This is a genomic window from Nesterenkonia sandarakina (assembly GCF_003003175.1).
GTDB lineage: Bacteria > Actinomycetota > Actinomycetes > Actinomycetales > Micrococcaceae > Nesterenkonia > Nesterenkonia sandarakina_A.
In genome coordinates, this window is the sequence record NZ_PVTY01000001.1 from 301810 (window position 1) to 318306 (window position 16497).

The following is a 16497-nucleotide window of genomic DNA, read 5'->3' on the forward strand; positions in this document are numbered from 1 at the left end:
AAGGATCGGCGGCGGATCCTCTGGGGGCTGGTCTCCTCGAGACGCCCTGGAGAGGCCGGGCCTCCTAGAAGAGCGCGCGAGCCAGCTGCTTGCGTGAGGCGGAGACCCGGGGATCGGTGTCCCCGGTGATCGAGTAGAGCTCGACCAGGTGGGCGCGGGCGGTCTCACGGTCATCGCCGAAATGCGTCTGGATGAAGCGGACCAGGCGGGAGAAGCCGTCTTCCACGTGGCCTCCGAGCACATCGAGGTCCGCGACGGCGATCTGCGCGCCGACGTCGTCGGGGTTCTCCGCCGCTGCCTGTCGGGCGGCGGCGAGATCGGCGCCGGTGGTCCGCTGGAGCAGACCCACCTGGGCCAGCCCGATCTTGGCATCCTCGTCGTCCGGCTTCTCCTTGATGGCCTGCTCATAGGCCTTCGCGGCGGCGGCGTAGTCGCTGTTCTCCAGCGCATCCAGCGCCTCCTGGTGCAGCGGCGGAAGCTCCGGCTCGGCGGCGGGCCCCTGGCCCTCCACGACTCGGGTGGACTGCGCGGGCAGCTTCTGCGTCATGCCGTTCTGCGTGGCCATCTGCACCATCTGCGTCACGAGCTGGGAGAGCTGGTCGGCGGGCACCGCCGCGTCGAACTCGCCGACCGGGCGTCCACCGATGAAGGCCGTGGCGACCGGGACCTGATCGGCACTCTGGGCCAGCTCGGGATGCGCGGAGGCGTCGATCTCGGCGAGCAGCAGGCGGCCCTGCTGCGCGTCGACGAGGTCCTCCAGGGTGGACTTCATGGTCGCCGAGGCGGCATCGGCGCCGTGGATGAGCACGATCACCGGGGCCTGCGCGGAGAGCTCCACGACCTGCTGCAGCTGCTGCGGCTGCACCGCGATGGCCCAGCTGTTGGGTGCTCCCGCTGCTGCTGGCGCACTGGGACGCTGGGCTGCCGGGGCTGAAGGAGCCTGGCCGGCCGGTGCGGATGCGCCGGGCGCAGCGGCGAAGCCGGAGAGGTCCACCGCTCCCCTGGCGTCGACCCGTCGGGACTGGGGTTCCTGGGCGGAATCTGTCACTGCAGCGCTCCTTGCACGTCGGCGTCCGTTGTGGCGGTTCTGCGGATCGATCTCCGGGGAGCGGAGATCAGTCGAGTATGTTGACCTCGTTCACAATATCGTGGACTCCGAGCACGACGACCTTCTCGTCGTCCTCCGCCGGAATGTGCAGGATCATCGATTCCCGGTTGACGATGTCCACGTCCTCGGTGGTCGACTCGGTGCCGGCCAGCTCAGCGGTCACTCCGGAGAGGTTGATCGAGGCGCCGTCCTCGGGGCGAAGCTGTGTGGTGGAGTCGAAGCTTCCCACCGCGATCACCGAGCCGTCGGGAAGGCGCATCGCCGTGCTGCCCTCTCCGATGATGGGACGGGTGTAGGAGATGCTGAGGTCCTGGGCGCTCTCGCTGAGCTCTTCCTGATACGCCTGGAGGTCCTCGATGTAGGCGTTGTCCTCAACGTTCATCCCGAAGTAGTACTCCCGGTTGTTCAGGAAGACCGCGACGCGCTCCATGGCGTGGTTGGCGGCGAAGCGTGCGTCCTCGTTGTCGGGGTCGACCGGCCCCACGCCGCCGTCCTCGGCGGCGATGGCCGGGAACTCAGTCCCCGGGACCATCAGGACGGCCTGGGTGAGCTCATAGTTCTCTCGCGGGGACTCCTGCTCGATGACCAGCACCTGCGGGATCTCGGCGTCGGTGTCCTGGGTGATGACGACAGCCTGGCGAGGGAACTCGCTGTCCGAGGTGACGGCCGCGCTGAGGATCTCGGTACCGATGGCATCCGGGGTGACATCCTCATCGATCTCGTGATTGCGGTAGGTGAGCTCACGGACCTGCTCGGCGTTTCCGGAGACCCGCGGGGAGAGCAGCTCTGCATCGAACTCGGCGTCCGCGGCCGCAGTGGTCTCGGCGATGTCCTCGATGATTCCCTGCAGCTGGGATTCCAGCAGCACCGAGTAGCCGGCGTCCTCATCCTGCTCAGCCTCGACCTCCTCAGCCTCCACGTCTTCGGTCTGCGCGGAGTCGTCCTCGGCAGGGTCCTCAGCGGGGTTCTCGGCGTCGGCCATGAGCACGGCCGGGCTCAGCGCCAGCGCGAGCGCCGCGGCGCTCGCCACCGAGCGGCTGCGCCAGGTGCGACCCTGCTCGGGACCGTCCTCCTCGGGGCGCACCGGGTCGATGATCCCGGTGGCGTCGGGGTCATGCGGATCCTGGGTGCTCTCGGTGCTGGAGATCGAACCGAGGGTCCCGGTCAGCTCTTCCTCGGCGGGATCGATGTGCTGCGGATCCTCACGGTCGTGCTGGGGATCCTGCTGGTCAGCGTGCTCGGGCTGCCCGTCGGTCTGGGTCATCTCGTCCTCGGCGGTGGTGTGGCTGGTTTCGGTCGCAGCGGCGGTTCCGGCGGCAGCGGCGGTTCCCGTCGTGGCGGCAGCTCCGGTCGCAGCAGCAGGAGCGGCAGCGGAGTCGGTGGCGGCAGTGGTCGAGCCGGACGCGGCGTCGACCGACCCGCGGCCGCGCGGCGTCGTCGCGGCGCTGGCGCCGCTGTCCTGAACGTCGCCCTCATGGGTCACGACGCCGCGGCGGCGTGCGACCAGCGCGCGGTAGAGCAGGAAGATGGCCACCAGGATCAGCAGCGAGCCGAGCACGATCAGGATAGTGCCGAGCAGGCTGTCCTCTTCCTCCGGCAGCTCCACGGTGACCGCGCTGGGGGCGGGCTCCTCGCCGTCGCGGAAGATCAGCAGGCTCCACTCGCCGCTGTCGTCGGGGGCGCTCCAGCGGTAGCGCAGATCGCCCTCGGTGGTCTCACTGACCGCCCAGAGGTCGGAGTCGCTGGGGTCGGGCACGGTGGCCTCGCCCTCGGTGAACTGCGTCTCGATCGTGGCCGGGGCGTCGTCTTCGCCCTCCTGCACCGCTCCGATGGTGACGTGCGCGGCGTCGCCCACCCAGGCTTCGATGTCCTGGGTCCGTGCCAGGGCGAGGGTGTATTCGCCCTCAGCGGAGATGATGAACTCGTCGCGCTCAGCGTCCGGATCGACGATCTCATCGCTGATCACGGTCAGCGGCGCGTCCTGCACCTCCTGGCTCTGGGCGGTCGGGATCTCGTCGGAGGCCCAGACGGTGAGCAGCCCGACTCCGATTCCTGCCATGAGCAGACCCAGGATGAAGGCGATGATGGAAGCGGGAAAACGCACGTGTGGGATGTCCTTGATCGGGGGAGGCGATGGTTCAGCCCTCTAGACTACCGAAGATAACAATAAGATCACAGTCTGGGTGTCCGCTGGAAGAATCTCCGGGTGCGAATGGTGTCCGGCCGACGGCGCGTGGCTAAGCTGACCTCGTGACAGAGTCCGAGCAGCATCCGCAGCAGCAGGGCCCGCACGTCGGGCCCGGCGTCGACGAGCAGCGCGCACCTGTCTCCGCCCGCCGGCGACGGTTCCGCTCCGGACCGACTCCCGGACGCCTGCGAGCCTTTCGCAGCGGCGTCCGCAGCGGGGTTCGCGGCATCAGGACGGCCCGGGCGCGCCGATCCGCGGCGGCGCTGCCGGAGTATGACGAGTACGGGCTGCCGCCGGTCTCCGCCGAGCGCATCGAGAAGGCCGCCTCCTACGCCAGCCGCCCCGTCTACACCGGATTCATGCTGGCCCTGGGCGTCGGACTCGCGCTGCTGGTGTTCTACGTGGCCCAGGCGAACACGCAGCTGCTGGTCTGGATCGCGGCAGCCCTGTTCATCGCCATCGGCCTCGACCCCGTGGTGCGCAGCCTCGAGCGGGCCGGGCTCCCCCGGCCGGCCGGGGTGGCCGCCACGATCACCGCCTTCCTCGGCATCGTGGCGACGTTCATCGCAGCCCTGGCCCCGATGGTCACCGAGCAGACCTCCACCTTCGTCCGCTCACTGCCGGTGCTGGTCAATGACATCTCCAGCTCCGAGTGGTTCCAGAGCATCGAGTCCGACTTCGAGATCCAGGAGATCATCGACACCGAGGTCAACCGGTTCATCTCGGATCCGACGAACATCACCAACGCCCTCGGCGGGCTCTTCGGCGTCGGCACAGCCATCCTGACCACCGGACTGGGCGCGCTGGTGGTCTTCGTGCTCGCCATCTACTTCCTGTCCTCGCTGCCGGTGATGACCGCATGGGCCTACCGGCTGGCCCCCCGCTCGAACCGGGACCGGGTCCAGCATCTCGGAGACCGGATCCTCGACGGGATCGGGCACTATGTGATCGGCCAGGCCTGTGTCGCGGTGCTCAACGGGCTCGTGGCCTTCATCGCGATCAGCATCGCCGGCGTGCCCTTCGGAGTGCTCTTCGCCGTCGTGGCCGGAGTGCTGGCGTTCATCCCGCTGGTCGGACCGGTGACCGGAGGCACGATCGTCACCCTGGTGGCGCTGACCGTGGACTGGCAGACCGCGGTGACCTTCGCCGCCATCTACTTCGTGTATCTGCAGGTCGAGGCGTATCTGGTCTCCCCGCGCATCATGGCGCGCGCGGTGCGGATCCCGGCCGCCGTCGTCGTCATCTCGGTGATCGCCGGCGGCACCCTGCTCGGAGTCCTCGGCGCCCTCATGGCGATCCCGACGGCCGCCGCAGTGATGCTGCTGACCCGAGAAGTGCTGATCCGCCGGCAGGACGCGCGCTAGCCGCCTCCGGCTGCCGAGCGCGACCCGCTCCGCGGACATCGGTGACCTCAGATCTCTCGGCCGGCGTGCAGTCAGCCCATCCGCCAGCAGTGGGTGTGCCAGTGCCGGCGCTCTGCGGCCGCGTGCTCGTCGCCGAAGATCGAGTCTGCGCGCCAGGCCACCACGTGCGCGGTCCCCGCGGGCACCGGGAGATGACATCCCGGGCAGGTGTAGATCTTCTGCGCCGCTGAGGCGGAGATATGCCGCACGTGGTACTCCCCGTCCCGGCGTCGCACCGTCCCGGTGGAGAACGCGCCCTGGCCGAAGACGCCGGTGGACAGCGGCCGGTGCTCGCGCTGCCACTTCGACGCGCGCCTTCCGGGTCCCTTCGCTGACTTGGCCATGGGTCCATTGTTCCAGGTCTCTGCTTCACGCGTCGCCGCCGGTGCGGCGCTCACCCCGGGAGCGGGTAGGATCAGGCACCGTGCGATTGGTAATTGCGACCTGTTCAGTGTCCTACTCCGGCCGGCTCAATGCCCACCTGGCCCAGGCCACGCGTCTGCTCATGGTGAAGGCCGACGGCGGCGTGCTCATCCACTCCGACGGCGGCTCCTATAAGCCGCTCAACTGGATGTCCCCGCCGGCGACGATGCGGGTCACCGCGCCCGACGCGCAGCAGCGCGAGGCCGGAATCACCGAGGTCTGGACCGTCTCGGCCACCAAGAGCGACGAAACGCTGCGAATCCTGATCAGCGAGGTCCACGAGGACGTCTCCCATGACCTCGGCGTGGACCCGGGCCTGGTCAAGGATGGCGTGGAGTCCGATCTCCAGCGGCTGCTCGCGGAGCAGATCGAACTGCTGGGCGCCGGGCACCGGCTGATCCGCCGAGAGCACCCGACCCCGATCGGCCCGGTGGACATCCTGGCCCGCGGCCCTCAGGGAAGTGTGGCCGTAGAGCTCAAGCGTCGCGGCGACATCGACGGCGTCGAACAGCTCACCCGCTACCTCGAGCTGCTCAACCGCGACCCGCTGCTCGCCCCGGTGCAGGGGGTCTTCGCCGCCCAGCAGATCAAGCCCCAGGCACGCACCCTCGCCGAAGATCGCGGCATCCGCTGCCTGGTGCTGGACTATGACGCGATGCGCGGCGTCGACGACGCCGACTCTCGCCTGTTCTAGCCGGCAGGCTCTGCCGCCCGGAACCTCGCCAGGCTCACGCCGCCCGGCAGCGGCTCAAGACCCACCGGGTGGAAGGCGCGTGGCCGCGCCTCTGAGCGGAACAGCGGGATGCCGGCGCCCAGCACCAATGGATTGATCTTCAGCTGGATCTCGTCGATCTCCCCGATGAGCTGACCGGCCAGCTCAGCGCCGCCGCAGAGCCAGATGTCCCGGCCGGATCCGGCCTTGAGCGCACGCACCTTCCCGCCGAGATCACCGTCGATCACCTCGAGACCCGGCGCCTCCGGCAGCGCCCGATGCGCCGCCACGATCTGTCGCAGATGCGGGTACGCCCCGCCGACCAGCCCGGCGTCCACCGCAGGCTGGTGCGTGCGCCGCCCCATCAGCACGGTGTCGAAGCGCCGAGGTGGGCCCGTCACGCCCAGAGCCTCCCGGGCGTGCACCGGACAGGTCTCGGGGTACCGATCGGGACAATCTACCGCACCGCAGAAGTCCCACAGCCGGTGTGGGTGTACAGACAGGCGGGCCCCCGGTCTCCGTGAGGAGTCCGGGGGCCCGCCTGGTGGTGGTGCAGTCGATCAATCGATGGAGGAGTTCAGCCCTGAAGCTCGGCCTCGTCCGCGACGATGGTCACCTGATCGGAGTCCACCGAGAAGAAGCCACCGCTGACCTTCGCCTTCACAGGAGCGCCCTCGACGGGGTTGATGACCAGCTCACCTTCGGCCAGCAGCGAGAGCACCGGAGTGTGGCCCGGCAGGATGCCGATGTCACCTTCCACCGTGCGCCCGCGCACCGACTTCGCGGCACCGGACCAGACGGCGTGGTCGCTGGCGACCACCTGGACGTCGAGTTCGGCCATGATCAGGACCTCTTCTTGATCTCGGCGTAGAGACGCTCGACGTCATCGAGGCCGCCGACGTTGTAGAACGCCTGCTCCGGGATGTGGTCGAGATCGCCGTTGGCGATGGCGTTGAAGCCTTCGATGGTGTCCTTGATCGCCACAGTGGAACCGTCGACGCCGGTGAACTGCTTGGCGGTGTAGGTGTTCTGTGACAGGAACTGCTCGATGCGACGGGCGCGGGAGACCACGATCTTGTCTTCCTCGCCGAGCTCATCGATGCCCAGGATCGCGATGATGTCCTGGAGCTCCTTGTTCTTCTGCAGGATCTGCTTGACTCGCGTCGCGGTGTCGTAGTGCTCCTGACCCACGTACTGCGGGTCAAGGATGCGCGAGGTCGAGCTCAGCGGATCCACGGCCGGGTACAGACCACGCGAGGCGATCGCACGGGAGAGCTCCGTGGTCGCATCCAGGTGGGCGAACACGTTCGCCGGCGCCGGGTCGGTGTAGTCATCGGCCGGGACGTAGACGGCCTGCATCGAGGTGATCGAGTGGCCGCGGGTCGAGGTGATGCGCTCCTGGAGCACACCCATCTCGTCCGCAAGGTTCGGCTGGTAGCCCACAGCAGAGGGCATGCGCCCCAGCAGCGTGGAGACCTCGGAGCCGGCCTGGGAGAAGCGGAAGATGTTGTCGATGAAGAGCAGCACATCCTGGTTCTGCACATCGCGGAAGTATTCCGCCATGGTCAGCGCGCTCAGTGCCACGCGGAGACGCGTGCCTGGCGGCTCGTCCATCTGGCCGAACACCAGGGCGGTGTCTTTGAGGACGTTGGCCTCTTCCATCTCGACCCAGAGGTCGTTGCCCTCACGGGTGCGCTCACCGACACCGGCGAACACCGAGGTGCCGCCGAAGTTGCGGGCCACACGGGTGATCATCTCCTGGATCAGCACCGTCTTGCCCACGCCGGCGCCGCCGAACAGGCCGATCTTGCCGCCCTGGATGTAGGGGGTCAGCAGGTCGATCACCTTGATGCCGGTCTCCAGCATCTCGGTGGAGCCTTCGAGCGCGGCGAAGTTCGGGGCCGGGCGGTGGATCGGCCAGCGATCCTGCACGTCGAGCTCCGAGATCGGCATGTCCAGGGTCTCGCCCAGGACGTTGAAGATGTGTCCCTTCACGGACTCACCCACCGGCACCGAGATCGCAGATCCGGTGTCGTGCACGGGAGTGCCGCGCACCAGGCCGTCAGTGGCCTGCAGGGAGATCGCACGGATGAGGTTGTCGCCCAGGTGGGCGGCGACCTCGAAGGTGATCTTGCGGGTCGCGCCGCCGAGGGTGACCTCGGAGTTGAGCGCGTTGTACATGGATGGGATGGAGTCGGCGGGGAACTCAATGTCCACGACCGGACCGATCACCCGGGCGATGCGACCTGTCGCACCCGGCTGACCGGCTCCTCCGGAGCTCTGCTCTGCAGTAGTGGCAGTCATCTCTCTCACTTCACTTGATCTTGGATGATGTCAAAACGTCTGTTGTTGGCCTGCGGGAGTACCCGTGGGCTAGCTCGCGGCCAGAGCGTCGGCACCCGCGATGAGCTCGCTGAGCTCCTGGGTGATCTCGGCCTGGCGAGCGTTGTTGCGCAACAGGGTGTACTTCTTGATGAGGTCGTCCGCGTTGTCGGCAGCAGACTTCATCGCCCGCTGGCGAGCTGCGAGCTCCGACGCCGAGGCTTCCAGCATCGCCGCGAAGATCTTGGACTCGATGTACCGCGGAAGCAGCGCATCGAGGACCTCTTCGGCGGCGGGCTCGAAGTCGTACAGCGCCGTGGGCTCGTGCTTGGCGTCCGCATCCTTCTCCACGAAGGCCAGCGGCAACAGACGTCGCACCACCGGCTCCTGCTTCACCATGGACTGGAACTCGGTGTAGACGAGATACAGCTCATCCACACCGCCCTCTTCGGTGGGCTGCAGGAAGCGATCGACCAGCGTGCGGCCGATCTCCTGAGCGCGGTCCACCTCGGGGGCGTCGGTGTTGCCCGTCCATACCTGGTCGTACTCCCGCTCGCGGAAGTCGTAGAACGCCTGTGCCTTGCGTCCATAGAGGTAGGGGCGGATCTCCTTGCCGTCCTCCCGAAGACGCTTGGTCAGGGCTTCGCCCCGCTTGAGCACGTTCGTGGAGTAGGCGCCGGCGAGTCCGCGGTCGCTGGTGAGGATCAGCACTGCCGCGCGGGTGGGGTTCTCCACCTTCGTGGTCAGCACGTGATCGATGTCGTTCTGCGAGGCCACGGCGGAGACCGCTCGTGTGATGGCATCTGCGTATGGCGAGGCTGCCCGCGCACGGCTGCGTGCTTTGCCGATGCGAGACGTCGCGATCAGCTCCATCGCCTTGAAGATCTTCTTCATCGACGAGGTCGATGCGATCTTCTGGCGGTAGACCCGAATCTGGGCTCCCATGCTTGTCCTTCCCTGATGTCGTCCAGCAAGTGATTCTGCTCAGCGGAGGGGTGACCCTCAGCTGCGTGCGGGAATCTCTTCCTGGCTGATCTCGTCGGCGGACATCGCGTCGGTCTGCTCGTTGCCCACGATGGACTCGGCACCCTCGGCGTGGAATTCCTTCTTGAACGCGACCATGGCTTCCTTGAGCGCGCTGACCGTGTCGTCCTCGAGCTTGCCGGAGGAGGCGATGTTGGTCAGCACGTTGGTCTTGCGACGCAGGTAGTCCAGCCAGTCCGTCTCGAAGCGCTTGATGTCAGCGGTCTCGACATCGTCCAGGTGACCCTGGGAGCCGGTCCAGATCGATGCGACCTGGTCCTCGATCGGGTACGGGGTGTACTGGGCCTGCTTGAGCAGCTCGGTCTGTCGCTCGCCGCGCACCAGCTGCTGGCGGGTGGCGGGGTCGAGGTCCGAGGCGAACATCGCGAAGGCCTGCATGTCGCGGTACTGCGCCAGGTCGAGCTTCAGCGTGCCGGAGACCTTCTTCATGGCCTTGAGCTGGGCGGCACCACCGACGCGGGACACCGAGATGCCCACGTCGACTGCCGGACGCTGGTTGGCGTTGAACAGGTCCGACTGCAGGAAGATCTGACCGTCGGTGATCGAGATGACGTTGGTCGGGATGTACGCCGAGACGTCGTTGGCCTTGGTCTCCACCAGCGGAAGTCCGGTCATCGAACCGGCGCCCAGCTCGTCGGAGAGCTTGGCACAACGCTCGAGCAGACGGGAGTGGAGGTAGAACACGTCGCCGGGGTAGGCTTCGCGGCCCGGTGGGCGACGCAGCAGCAGCGACACGGCGCGGTAGGCCTCAGCCTGCTTGGAGAGGTCATCGAACACGATCAGCACGTGCTTGCCGCCGTACATCCAGTGCTGGCCGATGGCCGAGCCGGCGAACGGCGCCAGGTACTTATAGCCTGCCGGGTCCGATGCCGGGGAGGCCACGATGGTGGTGTACTCCAGCGCGCCGCGCTCTTCCAGGGTCTGGCGAACGGCTGCGATGGTGGAGGCCTTCTGGCCCACAGCAACGTAGACGCAGCGGACCTGCTTGGTGACGTCGCCGGACTCCCAGTTCGCCTTCTGGTTCAGGATGGCGTCGATCGCGATCGCGGTCTTGCCGGTCTGGCGGTCACCGATGATCAGCTGGCGCTGGCCGCGGCCGATCGGGATCATGGCGTCGATGGCCTTGATGCCGGTCTGGAGCGGCTCGTGCACGGATTTGCGCTGCACCACCGAGGGAGCCTGAAGCTCCATCGGACGGCGACCCTCCGGGGTGATCGCACCCTTGTCGTCGATGGGCGTGCCCAGCGGGTCGACCACGCGACCCAGGAATTCGTCTCCGACGGGGACCGAGAGGACCTCGCCGGTGCGGGTGACCTCCTGGCCTTCCTGGATGCTGGAGAACTCGCCGAGGATCACGACGCCGATCTCTCGGGTGTCCAAGTTCTGGGCCAGGCCCAGGGTGCCGTCTTCGAAGCGAAGAAGTTCGTTTGCCATGGTCGAGGGAAGTCCCTCGACACGAGCGATGCCGTCAGCCGCGGAGATCACGCGTCCGACCTCGACGCGCTCTGCGCTGCCGGGATCGTAGGATGCGGCGAAATCGTTCAAGGCGTTGCGGACGTCGTCGGCGTTGATGGTCAAGTCGGCCATCTGCAGTCCCTGCTCTCCTCAGTCATGGCCGCAGTGTGCGGCCGGGTGGTTCAAAGATTCACGTATGTGTTGAGCCAGTCTGAAGAAGACTAGCTGGCCAGTCTCCGGTTCAGATCATTGAGCTTGGTGACCATCGTGGAGTCGACCACCTCATCACCGACCTGGACGCGGATGCCGCCGACCACAGCAGGGTCGACGACGACGTCGAGCTTCAGCTCTCGACCGAAGTACCGGTCAAGGCTTGCCCCGAGCCGCTGCACAGAGCTGGGGTCCAGCTCCTTGGCGACGGTGACCAGTGCGATCCAGCGCTGCTGGCGTGCCGCGATCTGCTCGATGAAGCGCTCGATCAGCTGCGCGGGCCGAAGCCCTCGCGGCGAGGTCACAGCGCGATCGATGAGCAGTCGCGCCTCGGCGCCGGCCTCCGGTGAGAGCTGCGCGGCGAGCTTCTGCTTCGCCTCAGGCGTCGCCTGGGCGTCGGTCAGCGCGCGCTGCACCTCGTGTGAGGAGGCCACGGTCCGCCGGAAGTCCAGCAGCGCCGACTCCAGCTTCTCGAGTCCGGCCAGGCCTTCGCGCTCGGCCTGTACGACCACCACGACGACGGCGAGGGTCTCCACGGCGTCGCCGAGGTCGCGCTCCTTGCTCCAGCGTCGGGAGACCAGGGCATCGAGGATTTCCATCGTCGTTGCCTTGACCTTGCCGCCGAAGAGGCTGCGCACCATCGCGACCCGGTCGCCCGCTTCGCGGGAGGGGTCGGTGAGGCTGCGTCGCAGTCCTGCCGAGGAATCGAGCACATCCAGCACGGCGAAGAGCTCACGAGCGACTTCGAGGTCGGCCTGGGCCAACGTCGGCGCGAGCTCCTTCTGCACGGATGCGAGGGATTCGGTGGTCACCGCTGCCATTACTGTGCTGCTCCTGTCTGGCCAGCCTGGGCTGCCTGATCAGCGTCGAGATCCGCGAGGAAGCGATCGACCACTCGCTGGGAGCGGCTGTCGTCCTCGAGCGCCTCGCCGACGATCCGGCTCGCAAGCTGCGTGGCCAGCGTGCCGACCTCAGCCTGGAGCGAGTATGCAGCTGATGCCCGTTCTGCGGCGATCTGCTGCTGGGCCTGCTCGGTGATGCGGGCCGCCTCAGCGGCGGCCTTCTCCTTGTGCTCGGCGACGATCTGCGCACCTTCGGCGCGAGCTTCCTCGCGCATCCGGCTCGCCTCGGCACGAGCATCGCCGAGGTTCTGCTCGTACTCAGCCTTCATCGCTGCGGCTTCGGCCTTGGCCTTCTCCGCCTCGTTGAGGCCGCCTTCGATGGCCTCGACGCGGGCCTGATAGGCCTTCTCGAAGGCCGGTGCGATCCATTTCTTGACCACGTAGAGCAGCACCACGAAGCCAAGAGCCACGACCAGGAATTCCCAGAAGTTGGGAAGCAATGGGTTGGCGTCGCCTTCTGCTGCCTGGATCAGAGATGCACTGATCATGTGTTCACCCTTTTTTCAGTAGTCTGACGATCTCAGAGGACCCGGAATACCCGTGTCCGTCCCAGAAGAATCGGACCAGCGTCAGAGCACGAAGGCGAAGACGATGGCGAGGATGAAGACCGCCTCTGCCAGCGCGAAGCCGAGGATGGCGATGGGCTGAAGCACGCGCTGCGCCTCAGGCTGGCGGGCCACACCGTTGAGGTAGGCCGAGAAGATCATGCCGATGGCCAGTGCAGCGCCGAAGCCTGCGAGACCCATACCGACCATGTTCAGAGTGCCGTCCATATGTGTTGCTCACTTTCTGTACGAGTCCGTCGTGCGTACCACGCGGACGGTTCAATGTCAGGCCTCCCGGCGTCTGCCGGTCCGCCGCTGCGCCTCGGTGGCCATCTCAGGTCATCCGAACCGCATAGAGGAAAATCAGTGGGCGTCAGCCTCGATGGAGCCCTGGATGTAGATGGCCGTCAGGAGCGCGAAGACGAAGGCCTGGAGGACCATCATCACCAGCTCCAGGAAGTAGAGCGGGATGGAGCCGACCAGGATCAGCGCGCCGAGGCCGTAGCCGTCGAGGCCGCCCTGCTGGGCGACGAGGAACTCGACGCCGGAGCCGGCGAGCATCACGATGATGTGCCCGGCGAGCATCACGGCCATGAGTCGCAGCGAGTGCGTCAGCGGGCGGATGATGAAGTTGGAGAGGAATTCCAGGACCACCAGCAGCGGCAGCAGCCACTTCGGCACACCCGAGGGCACCGTCATGAGCTTCATGAACTTGGGGCCGTGGGTCTTGAAGCCCAGCGTGATCCAGGTGATCCAGATGATCGCGGCCAGCGCGTAGGCGGGGCCGGCGTGGGAGAAGGTGGGGAGCTGAAGTCCCGGGATCGCGCCGAAGATGTTGTTGACCAGCACGAAGAAGAAGACCGCGAACAGCAGCGGGATCCACTTGCGGAAGTGCTTCTCGCCCAGGATGTCGCGCCCCAGGGTGTGCCGGACGAAGCCGTAGCCGGCCTCGGCGGCGAACTGGGCCCGGGACGGGACGAGGGACTGCTTCCGGATCGCCCACATGAAGAACCATGAGATGACGATGACCGAGAGGATGACCATCAGCATGTTCTTGCCGAAGCCAGTCCCCCACTCCGCCATCCAGGGAAAGATCTCCGGAAGATGCGTCTCAGAAATCGTGGGCGGCTGGAATCCACCTTCATTGGTGGCCATGGGCGCAAGCGAATGCAACGCTGGTCCTCTCTGCGGTGTCCGTCAGTGGGTTCAAACCCCGGGCATCGGAAGCCGGATCAACTCCGTCTCGCCTTGAATATGGGCCGCCAGTCTATAAAGAGACTCCCGAATGACGGTCCACGGGCAACTCCCCCGCGCAGTGTTGGAGAACACAGATCACGCGTGGGGAATCACCGAAAGCCTACCAGAACAACGACCTGCGACTCTGCCGGGCCACACCGGAGGGACACTCTGGACCCATGTGCCGAGCGGTTCCGCCGGTGTCAGCGCTCGAGTCTGTGCCGCAGGGCGCGCTGGGCCGCGGCCCGGTTCACCCGCAGCGCCCGACGACGCAGCCAGGGTCCCAGCGTCAGCACCAGCGCGGCGCCCAGGGTCAGCACCATGCCCAGGGTCACCAGCCACCAGGGCAGGAAGTTGAACGAGACCGCTCCGAAGGCGAACAGCGCGGACCAGAGGTAGAGCAGCAGCACCGCCTGCGGGTGGGAGTAGCCGCCGTCGACCAGCTTGTGGTGCAGGTGACCGCGGTCCGGGCTGAACGGCGAGGCCCCGCGCGCGGTGCGCCGGGCCACGGCCAGCGCCAGGTCAAGCAGTGGGAGCAGGGTCACGGCCAGCGGCAGCAGGATGGGCATGTACGCCGGGATGTTACGGAATCTGAAGCCCTCGGCGAGCTGGCCGACGTCGGCGGTCACCGCCAGCGCCCCGGCGGCCATGACCAGGCCCAGCAGCATGGCCCCGGTGTCGCCCATGATGATCTTCGAGGGGTAGAAGTTGTGCGGCAGGAAGCCCAGGCAGGAGCCGACCAGCACCGCCATCAGCAGCGTCACCAGATTCGAGGCGTCGAAGGCGTTGATCGAGAGGGTCAGCAGGTAGCTGTAGATGAAGAAGGCGGCGCCGCCGAGCGCCGCGACGCCGGCGGCGAGGCCGTCGAGCCCGTCGATGAAGTTGAAGGCGTTGATGGTCAGCACCACGACGAACACGGTGAGCATCGCCTGCACCAGCGGTCCGCCCACCCCGAGCCAGCCCACCGGCATCACCTCGAGCTGGATCCCGTGGAGCACCAGGATGGCCGCGGCGCCCACCTGGCCGCCGAGCTTGACCATCCAGGGGATGTCCCAGGCGTCGTCGGCCATGCCGACCAGCAGGATCACCACCATCGCGGCGAAGACCCCGCGCACCGGGGTGAGATCGGCGAAGATGCCACCCAGGTAGGGAATCGTGGAGGCCGCGGCCAGGCCCACGACCATGCCGAGGAACATCGCCACCCCGCCCCAGCGGGGCTTGATCTGGTGGTGCACATCGCGGTCCCGGATCGGGGTGTAGATGCGCAGCTTCAGCGCGATGGCACGCACCGTCGGAGTGAGCAGATAGGTCACCACCATCGAGACGGCGAGGACGGCCAGGAAATAGATCATGAGTGGGAGTCGGGGGCCTCTGTCTCGGGCTTCACGGACTTGGGTGCATCGGCCTCGGGCTCCACGCCGGCGACGACGGCCTGCAGCTCGGCCAGCGGCAGCGCGCCGGAGCGCACCACCCGGGGCGGCGTCACCGTGGCGTCGATGATGGTCGAGGCGGTGCTGGAGCTGCGGTCCCCGTCATCGAGGTAGACCGAGACGGACTCGGCGAGCATCTGCTGCGCCTCGGTGACGTTGGTCGCCGCCGGCATCCCGGTGCGGTTCGCCGAGGACACCGCCAGCGGACCGGTGGCGGTGAGCAGATCCAGCGCGAGCTCGTCGGCCGGCATGCGCAGCGCCACGGTGCCGTGGGTCTCACCCAGATCCCAGCGCAGCGAGGGCTGGGCCTCGAGGATCAGCGTCAACGGTCCCGGCCAGAAGGCTTGGGCCAGTGCCCGCGCGTCCGCAGAGACGTCGATGGCCAGGGCGTCCATGACCTCGGGGCGTCCGATCAGCACCGGCGGGGGCATGGCCCGGCTGCGACCCTTGGCCGCGAGCAGCACCGCCACGGCCTGCGGGGAGAACGCGTCGGCGCCGATGCCGTAGACGGTGTCGGTGGGGAGCACCACGGCTTCCCCGCGGGAGAGCGCGTCCTGCGCCTGGGAGATGCCCTCGGCGCGGGAGGCGGGGTTCGTGCAGTCGACTATCTGGCTCACGCGCGCCATTCTTCCACGCCCGCGACGGGTTCAGCGTCAGCGACGGCACTGGTGGCGCGGTCCCGACCGGTGAGGTCCTGGTGTGTGCTGACCTGCGACAGGGAGGTGTCGGCGCGGCAGTGCGCGGCCAGCGCCGCGGCCTGGACCTCGGCGTGCTCGAGGATGAACCAGCCGCCCGGCACCAGCAGCCGCTTCGCGGTCTCGATGACCGCATGGGGCATGGTGAGTCCGTCTGCTCCCCCGCCGTAGAGCGCAATCTCAGGATCATGCACCCGCACCTCTTCCTCACGCGGAACCATGCCGGCGGGGATATAGGGCGGGTTGGAGACGACGACGTCGAAGCTGGACTCCCAGCCCTCGGGCACCTCGCGCAGGTCCTGCTGGTGCAGGGTGACCCCGAGCGGGGCGAGGTTGAGCTCGGCCCAGGCCACGGCCTGGGCGGAGAGCTCCACCGCGTGGACCTCGGCGCGCGGATGCTCTGCGGCGATGGCCGCGGCCAGGGCGCCGGAGCCGGTCCCGAGATCCACCACGCGGGGTCGCCAGGAGGCCGGACGCTGCGCGGCCATCGACGCGAGCTGGTCCAGCGCCACCTGGACGACCTGCTCGGTCTCTGGGCGTGGGATGAAGACCCCGGGGCCTACGCGCAGCTCGAGGTGCCGGAAGGGCGCCAGGCCGGTGAGGTGCTGCAGCGGAATCCGGTCCGCGCGTTCGGCCACCAGGTCGGTGAAGCGTTCCGCGTCGGCGTCGGTGACGGCGCTGCCGCTCAGGGCCATGGCGGCGAGGCGTCCGCGCGAGACGCCTAGCACGTGCGCGGCGAGGATCTCGGCGTCGACCCGGGGGCTGGGGACGCCGGCGGCGCGCAGCCGGGCCGCGGCGTCCTGGATCAGCTGATCGGCTGGCAT

Annotated in this window: 17 protein-coding genes; 2 read left to right on the forward strand and 15 right to left on the reverse strand. The window is 67.7% G+C overall.

The genetic code is table 11. From position 1 onward, the window contains the following. Window positions 1-64 precede the first annotated feature (64 nt). Together BCL67_RS01290 and BCL67_RS01295 are read right to left on the reverse strand one after the other, a co-directional pair. Complete coding sequence (locus BCL67_RS01290) at window positions 65-1048, reverse strand: co-chaperone YbbN (RefSeq protein ID WP_106121658.1); 984 nt, start codon at window positions 1046-1048, stop codon at window positions 65-67. A 67-nt stretch (window positions 1049-1115) separates the two neighbouring features. Further along, window positions 1116-3212 carry a hypothetical protein gene (locus BCL67_RS01295; RefSeq protein WP_106121659.1) on the reverse strand — a complete coding sequence of 699 codons (2097 nt, stop codon included), beginning with the start codon at window positions 3210-3212 and terminating at the stop codon, window positions 1116-1118. Between the two features lie 146 nt (window positions 3213-3358). Here BCL67_RS01295 and BCL67_RS01300 point away from each other — a divergent pair, with 146 nt between their 5' ends. Then, window positions 3359-4660, forward strand: coding sequence for an AI-2E family transporter (locus tag BCL67_RS01300; protein WP_258174660.1), 1302 nt, complete (start codon window positions 3359-3361; stop codon window positions 4658-4660). A gap of 71 nt (window positions 4661-4731) precedes the next feature. Here BCL67_RS01300 and BCL67_RS01305 read toward each other — a convergent pair whose 3' ends face one another. Continuing rightward, complete coding sequence (locus tag BCL67_RS01305) at window positions 4732-5043, reverse strand: hypothetical protein (RefSeq protein WP_106121660.1); 312 nt, start codon at window positions 5041-5043, stop codon at window positions 4732-4734. An 80-nt stretch (window positions 5044-5123) separates the two neighbouring features. On the opposite strand from BCL67_RS01305, the gene nucS reads away from it, so the two are divergent. Further along, a complete protein-coding gene (nucS, locus tag BCL67_RS01310) occupies window positions 5124-5816 on the forward strand; it encodes an endonuclease NucS (protein WP_106121661.1) in 693 nt (230 codons plus the stop codon). Here the strand turns inward: nucS and BCL67_RS01315 are convergent. The 12 genes from BCL67_RS01315 to prmC form a co-directional block, all read right to left on the reverse strand. Next, a complete protein-coding gene (locus BCL67_RS01315) occupies window positions 5813-6235 on the reverse strand; it encodes a dihydrofolate reductase family protein (RefSeq protein WP_258174662.1) in 423 nt (140 codons plus the stop codon). The genes nucS and BCL67_RS01315 overlap by 4 nt on opposite strands. Window positions 6236-6411: 176 nt before the next feature. Then, a complete protein-coding gene (locus tag BCL67_RS01320; RefSeq protein ID WP_106121662.1) occupies window positions 6412-6675 on the reverse strand; it encodes a F0F1 ATP synthase subunit epsilon in 264 nt (87 codons plus the stop codon). A gap of 2 nt (window positions 6676-6677) precedes the next feature. Next, the gene (gene atpD, locus BCL67_RS01325) at window positions 6678-8138 is read right to left on the reverse strand and encodes a F0F1 ATP synthase subunit beta (protein WP_106121663.1); all 1461 of its coding nucleotides are present in this window, start codon (window positions 8136-8138) and stop codon (window positions 6678-6680) included. A gap of 69 nt (window positions 8139-8207) precedes the next feature. Continuing rightward, complete coding sequence (locus BCL67_RS01330) at window positions 8208-9101, reverse strand: F0F1 ATP synthase subunit gamma (RefSeq protein WP_106121664.1); 894 nt, start codon at window positions 9099-9101, stop codon at window positions 8208-8210. A 57-nt stretch (window positions 9102-9158) separates the two neighbouring features. After that, complete coding sequence (gene atpA, locus BCL67_RS01335; RefSeq protein WP_106121665.1) at window positions 9159-10787, reverse strand: F0F1 ATP synthase subunit alpha; 1629 nt, start codon at window positions 10785-10787, stop codon at window positions 9159-9161. Between the two features lie 89 nt (window positions 10788-10876). Next, window positions 10877-11686 carry a F0F1 ATP synthase subunit delta gene (locus BCL67_RS01340; RefSeq protein ID WP_106121666.1) on the reverse strand — a complete coding sequence of 270 codons (810 nt, stop codon included), beginning with the start codon at window positions 11684-11686 and terminating at the stop codon, window positions 10877-10879. Continuing rightward, window positions 11686-12255, reverse strand: coding sequence for a F0F1 ATP synthase subunit B (locus BCL67_RS01345; protein ID WP_106121667.1), 570 nt, complete (start codon window positions 12253-12255; stop codon window positions 11686-11688). The genes BCL67_RS01340 and BCL67_RS01345 overlap by 1 nt, the downstream gene beginning before the upstream one ends. Before the next feature lie 81 nt (window positions 12256-12336). Further along, complete coding sequence (locus BCL67_RS01350; protein WP_036476452.1) at window positions 12337-12540, reverse strand: ATP synthase F0 subunit C; 204 nt, start codon at window positions 12538-12540, stop codon at window positions 12337-12339. Window positions 12541-12675: 135 nt separating this feature from the next. After that, window positions 12676-13467, reverse strand: coding sequence for a F0F1 ATP synthase subunit A (atpB, locus tag BCL67_RS01355; protein ID WP_106121668.1), 792 nt, complete (start codon window positions 13465-13467; stop codon window positions 12676-12678). Window positions 13468-13751: 284 nt separating this feature from the next. After that, the gene (locus BCL67_RS01360; protein ID WP_106121669.1) at window positions 13752-14900 is read right to left on the reverse strand and encodes an MraY family glycosyltransferase; all 1149 of its coding nucleotides are present in this window, start codon (window positions 14898-14900) and stop codon (window positions 13752-13754) included. Next, entirely contained in the window at window positions 14897-15604 is a 708-nt protein-coding gene (locus BCL67_RS01365) for an L-threonylcarbamoyladenylate synthase (protein WP_106121670.1), read from the reverse strand. The genes BCL67_RS01360 and BCL67_RS01365 overlap by 4 nt, the downstream gene beginning before the upstream one ends. Next, window positions 15592-16497 (reverse strand): peptide chain release factor N(5)-glutamine methyltransferase, encoded by a 906-nt coding sequence (gene prmC, locus BCL67_RS01370; RefSeq protein WP_106121671.1) that lies wholly within the window; start codon window positions 16495-16497, stop codon window positions 15592-15594. Before prmC ends, BCL67_RS01365 begins: the two co-directional genes overlap by 13 nt.

Excerpts from the sequence above, each read along its gene's own strand:
- BCL67_RS01305 (WP_106121660.1), bottom strand. The coding sequence starts at position 5,043 with ATGGCCAAGTCAGCGAAGGGACCCGGAAGGCGCGCGTCGAAGTGGCAG.
- BCL67_RS01320 (WP_106121662.1), bottom strand. The coding sequence starts at position 6,675 with ATGGCCGAACTCGACGTCCAGGTGGTCGCCAGCGACCACGCCGTCTGG.
- atpD (WP_106121663.1), bottom strand. The coding sequence starts at position 8,138 with ATGACTGCCACTACTGCAGAGCAGAGCTCCGGAGGAGCCGGTCAGCCG.
- BCL67_RS01330 (WP_106121664.1), bottom strand. The coding sequence starts at position 9,101 with ATGGGAGCCCAGATTCGGGTCTACCGCCAGAAGATCGCATCGACCTCG.
- atpA (WP_106121665.1), bottom strand. The coding sequence starts at position 10,787 with ATGGCCGACTTGACCATCAACGCCGACGACGTCCGCAACGCCTTGAAC.
- BCL67_RS01340 (WP_106121666.1), bottom strand. The coding sequence starts at position 11,686 with ATGGCAGCGGTGACCACCGAATCCCTCGCATCCGTGCAGAAGGAGCTC.
- BCL67_RS01345 (WP_106121667.1), bottom strand. The coding sequence starts at position 12,255 with ATGATCAGTGCATCTCTGATCCAGGCAGCAGAAGGCGACGCCAACCCA.
- BCL67_RS01350 (WP_036476452.1), bottom strand. The coding sequence starts at position 12,540 with ATGGACGGCACTCTGAACATGGTCGGTATGGGTCTCGCAGGCTTCGGC.
- atpB (WP_106121668.1), bottom strand. The coding sequence starts at position 13,467 with ATGGCCACCAATGAAGGTGGATTCCAGCCGCCCACGATTTCTGAGACG.
- BCL67_RS01360 (WP_106121669.1), bottom strand. The coding sequence starts at position 14,900 with ATGATCTATTTCCTGGCCGTCCTCGCCGTCTCGATGGTGGTGACCTAT.
- BCL67_RS01365 (WP_106121670.1), bottom strand. The coding sequence starts at position 15,604 with ATGGCGCGCGTGAGCCAGATAGTCGACTGCACGAACCCCGCCTCCCGC.
- prmC (WP_106121671.1), bottom strand. The coding sequence starts at position 16,497 with ATGCCAGCCGATCAGCTGATCCAGGACGCCGCGGCCCGGCTGCGCGCC.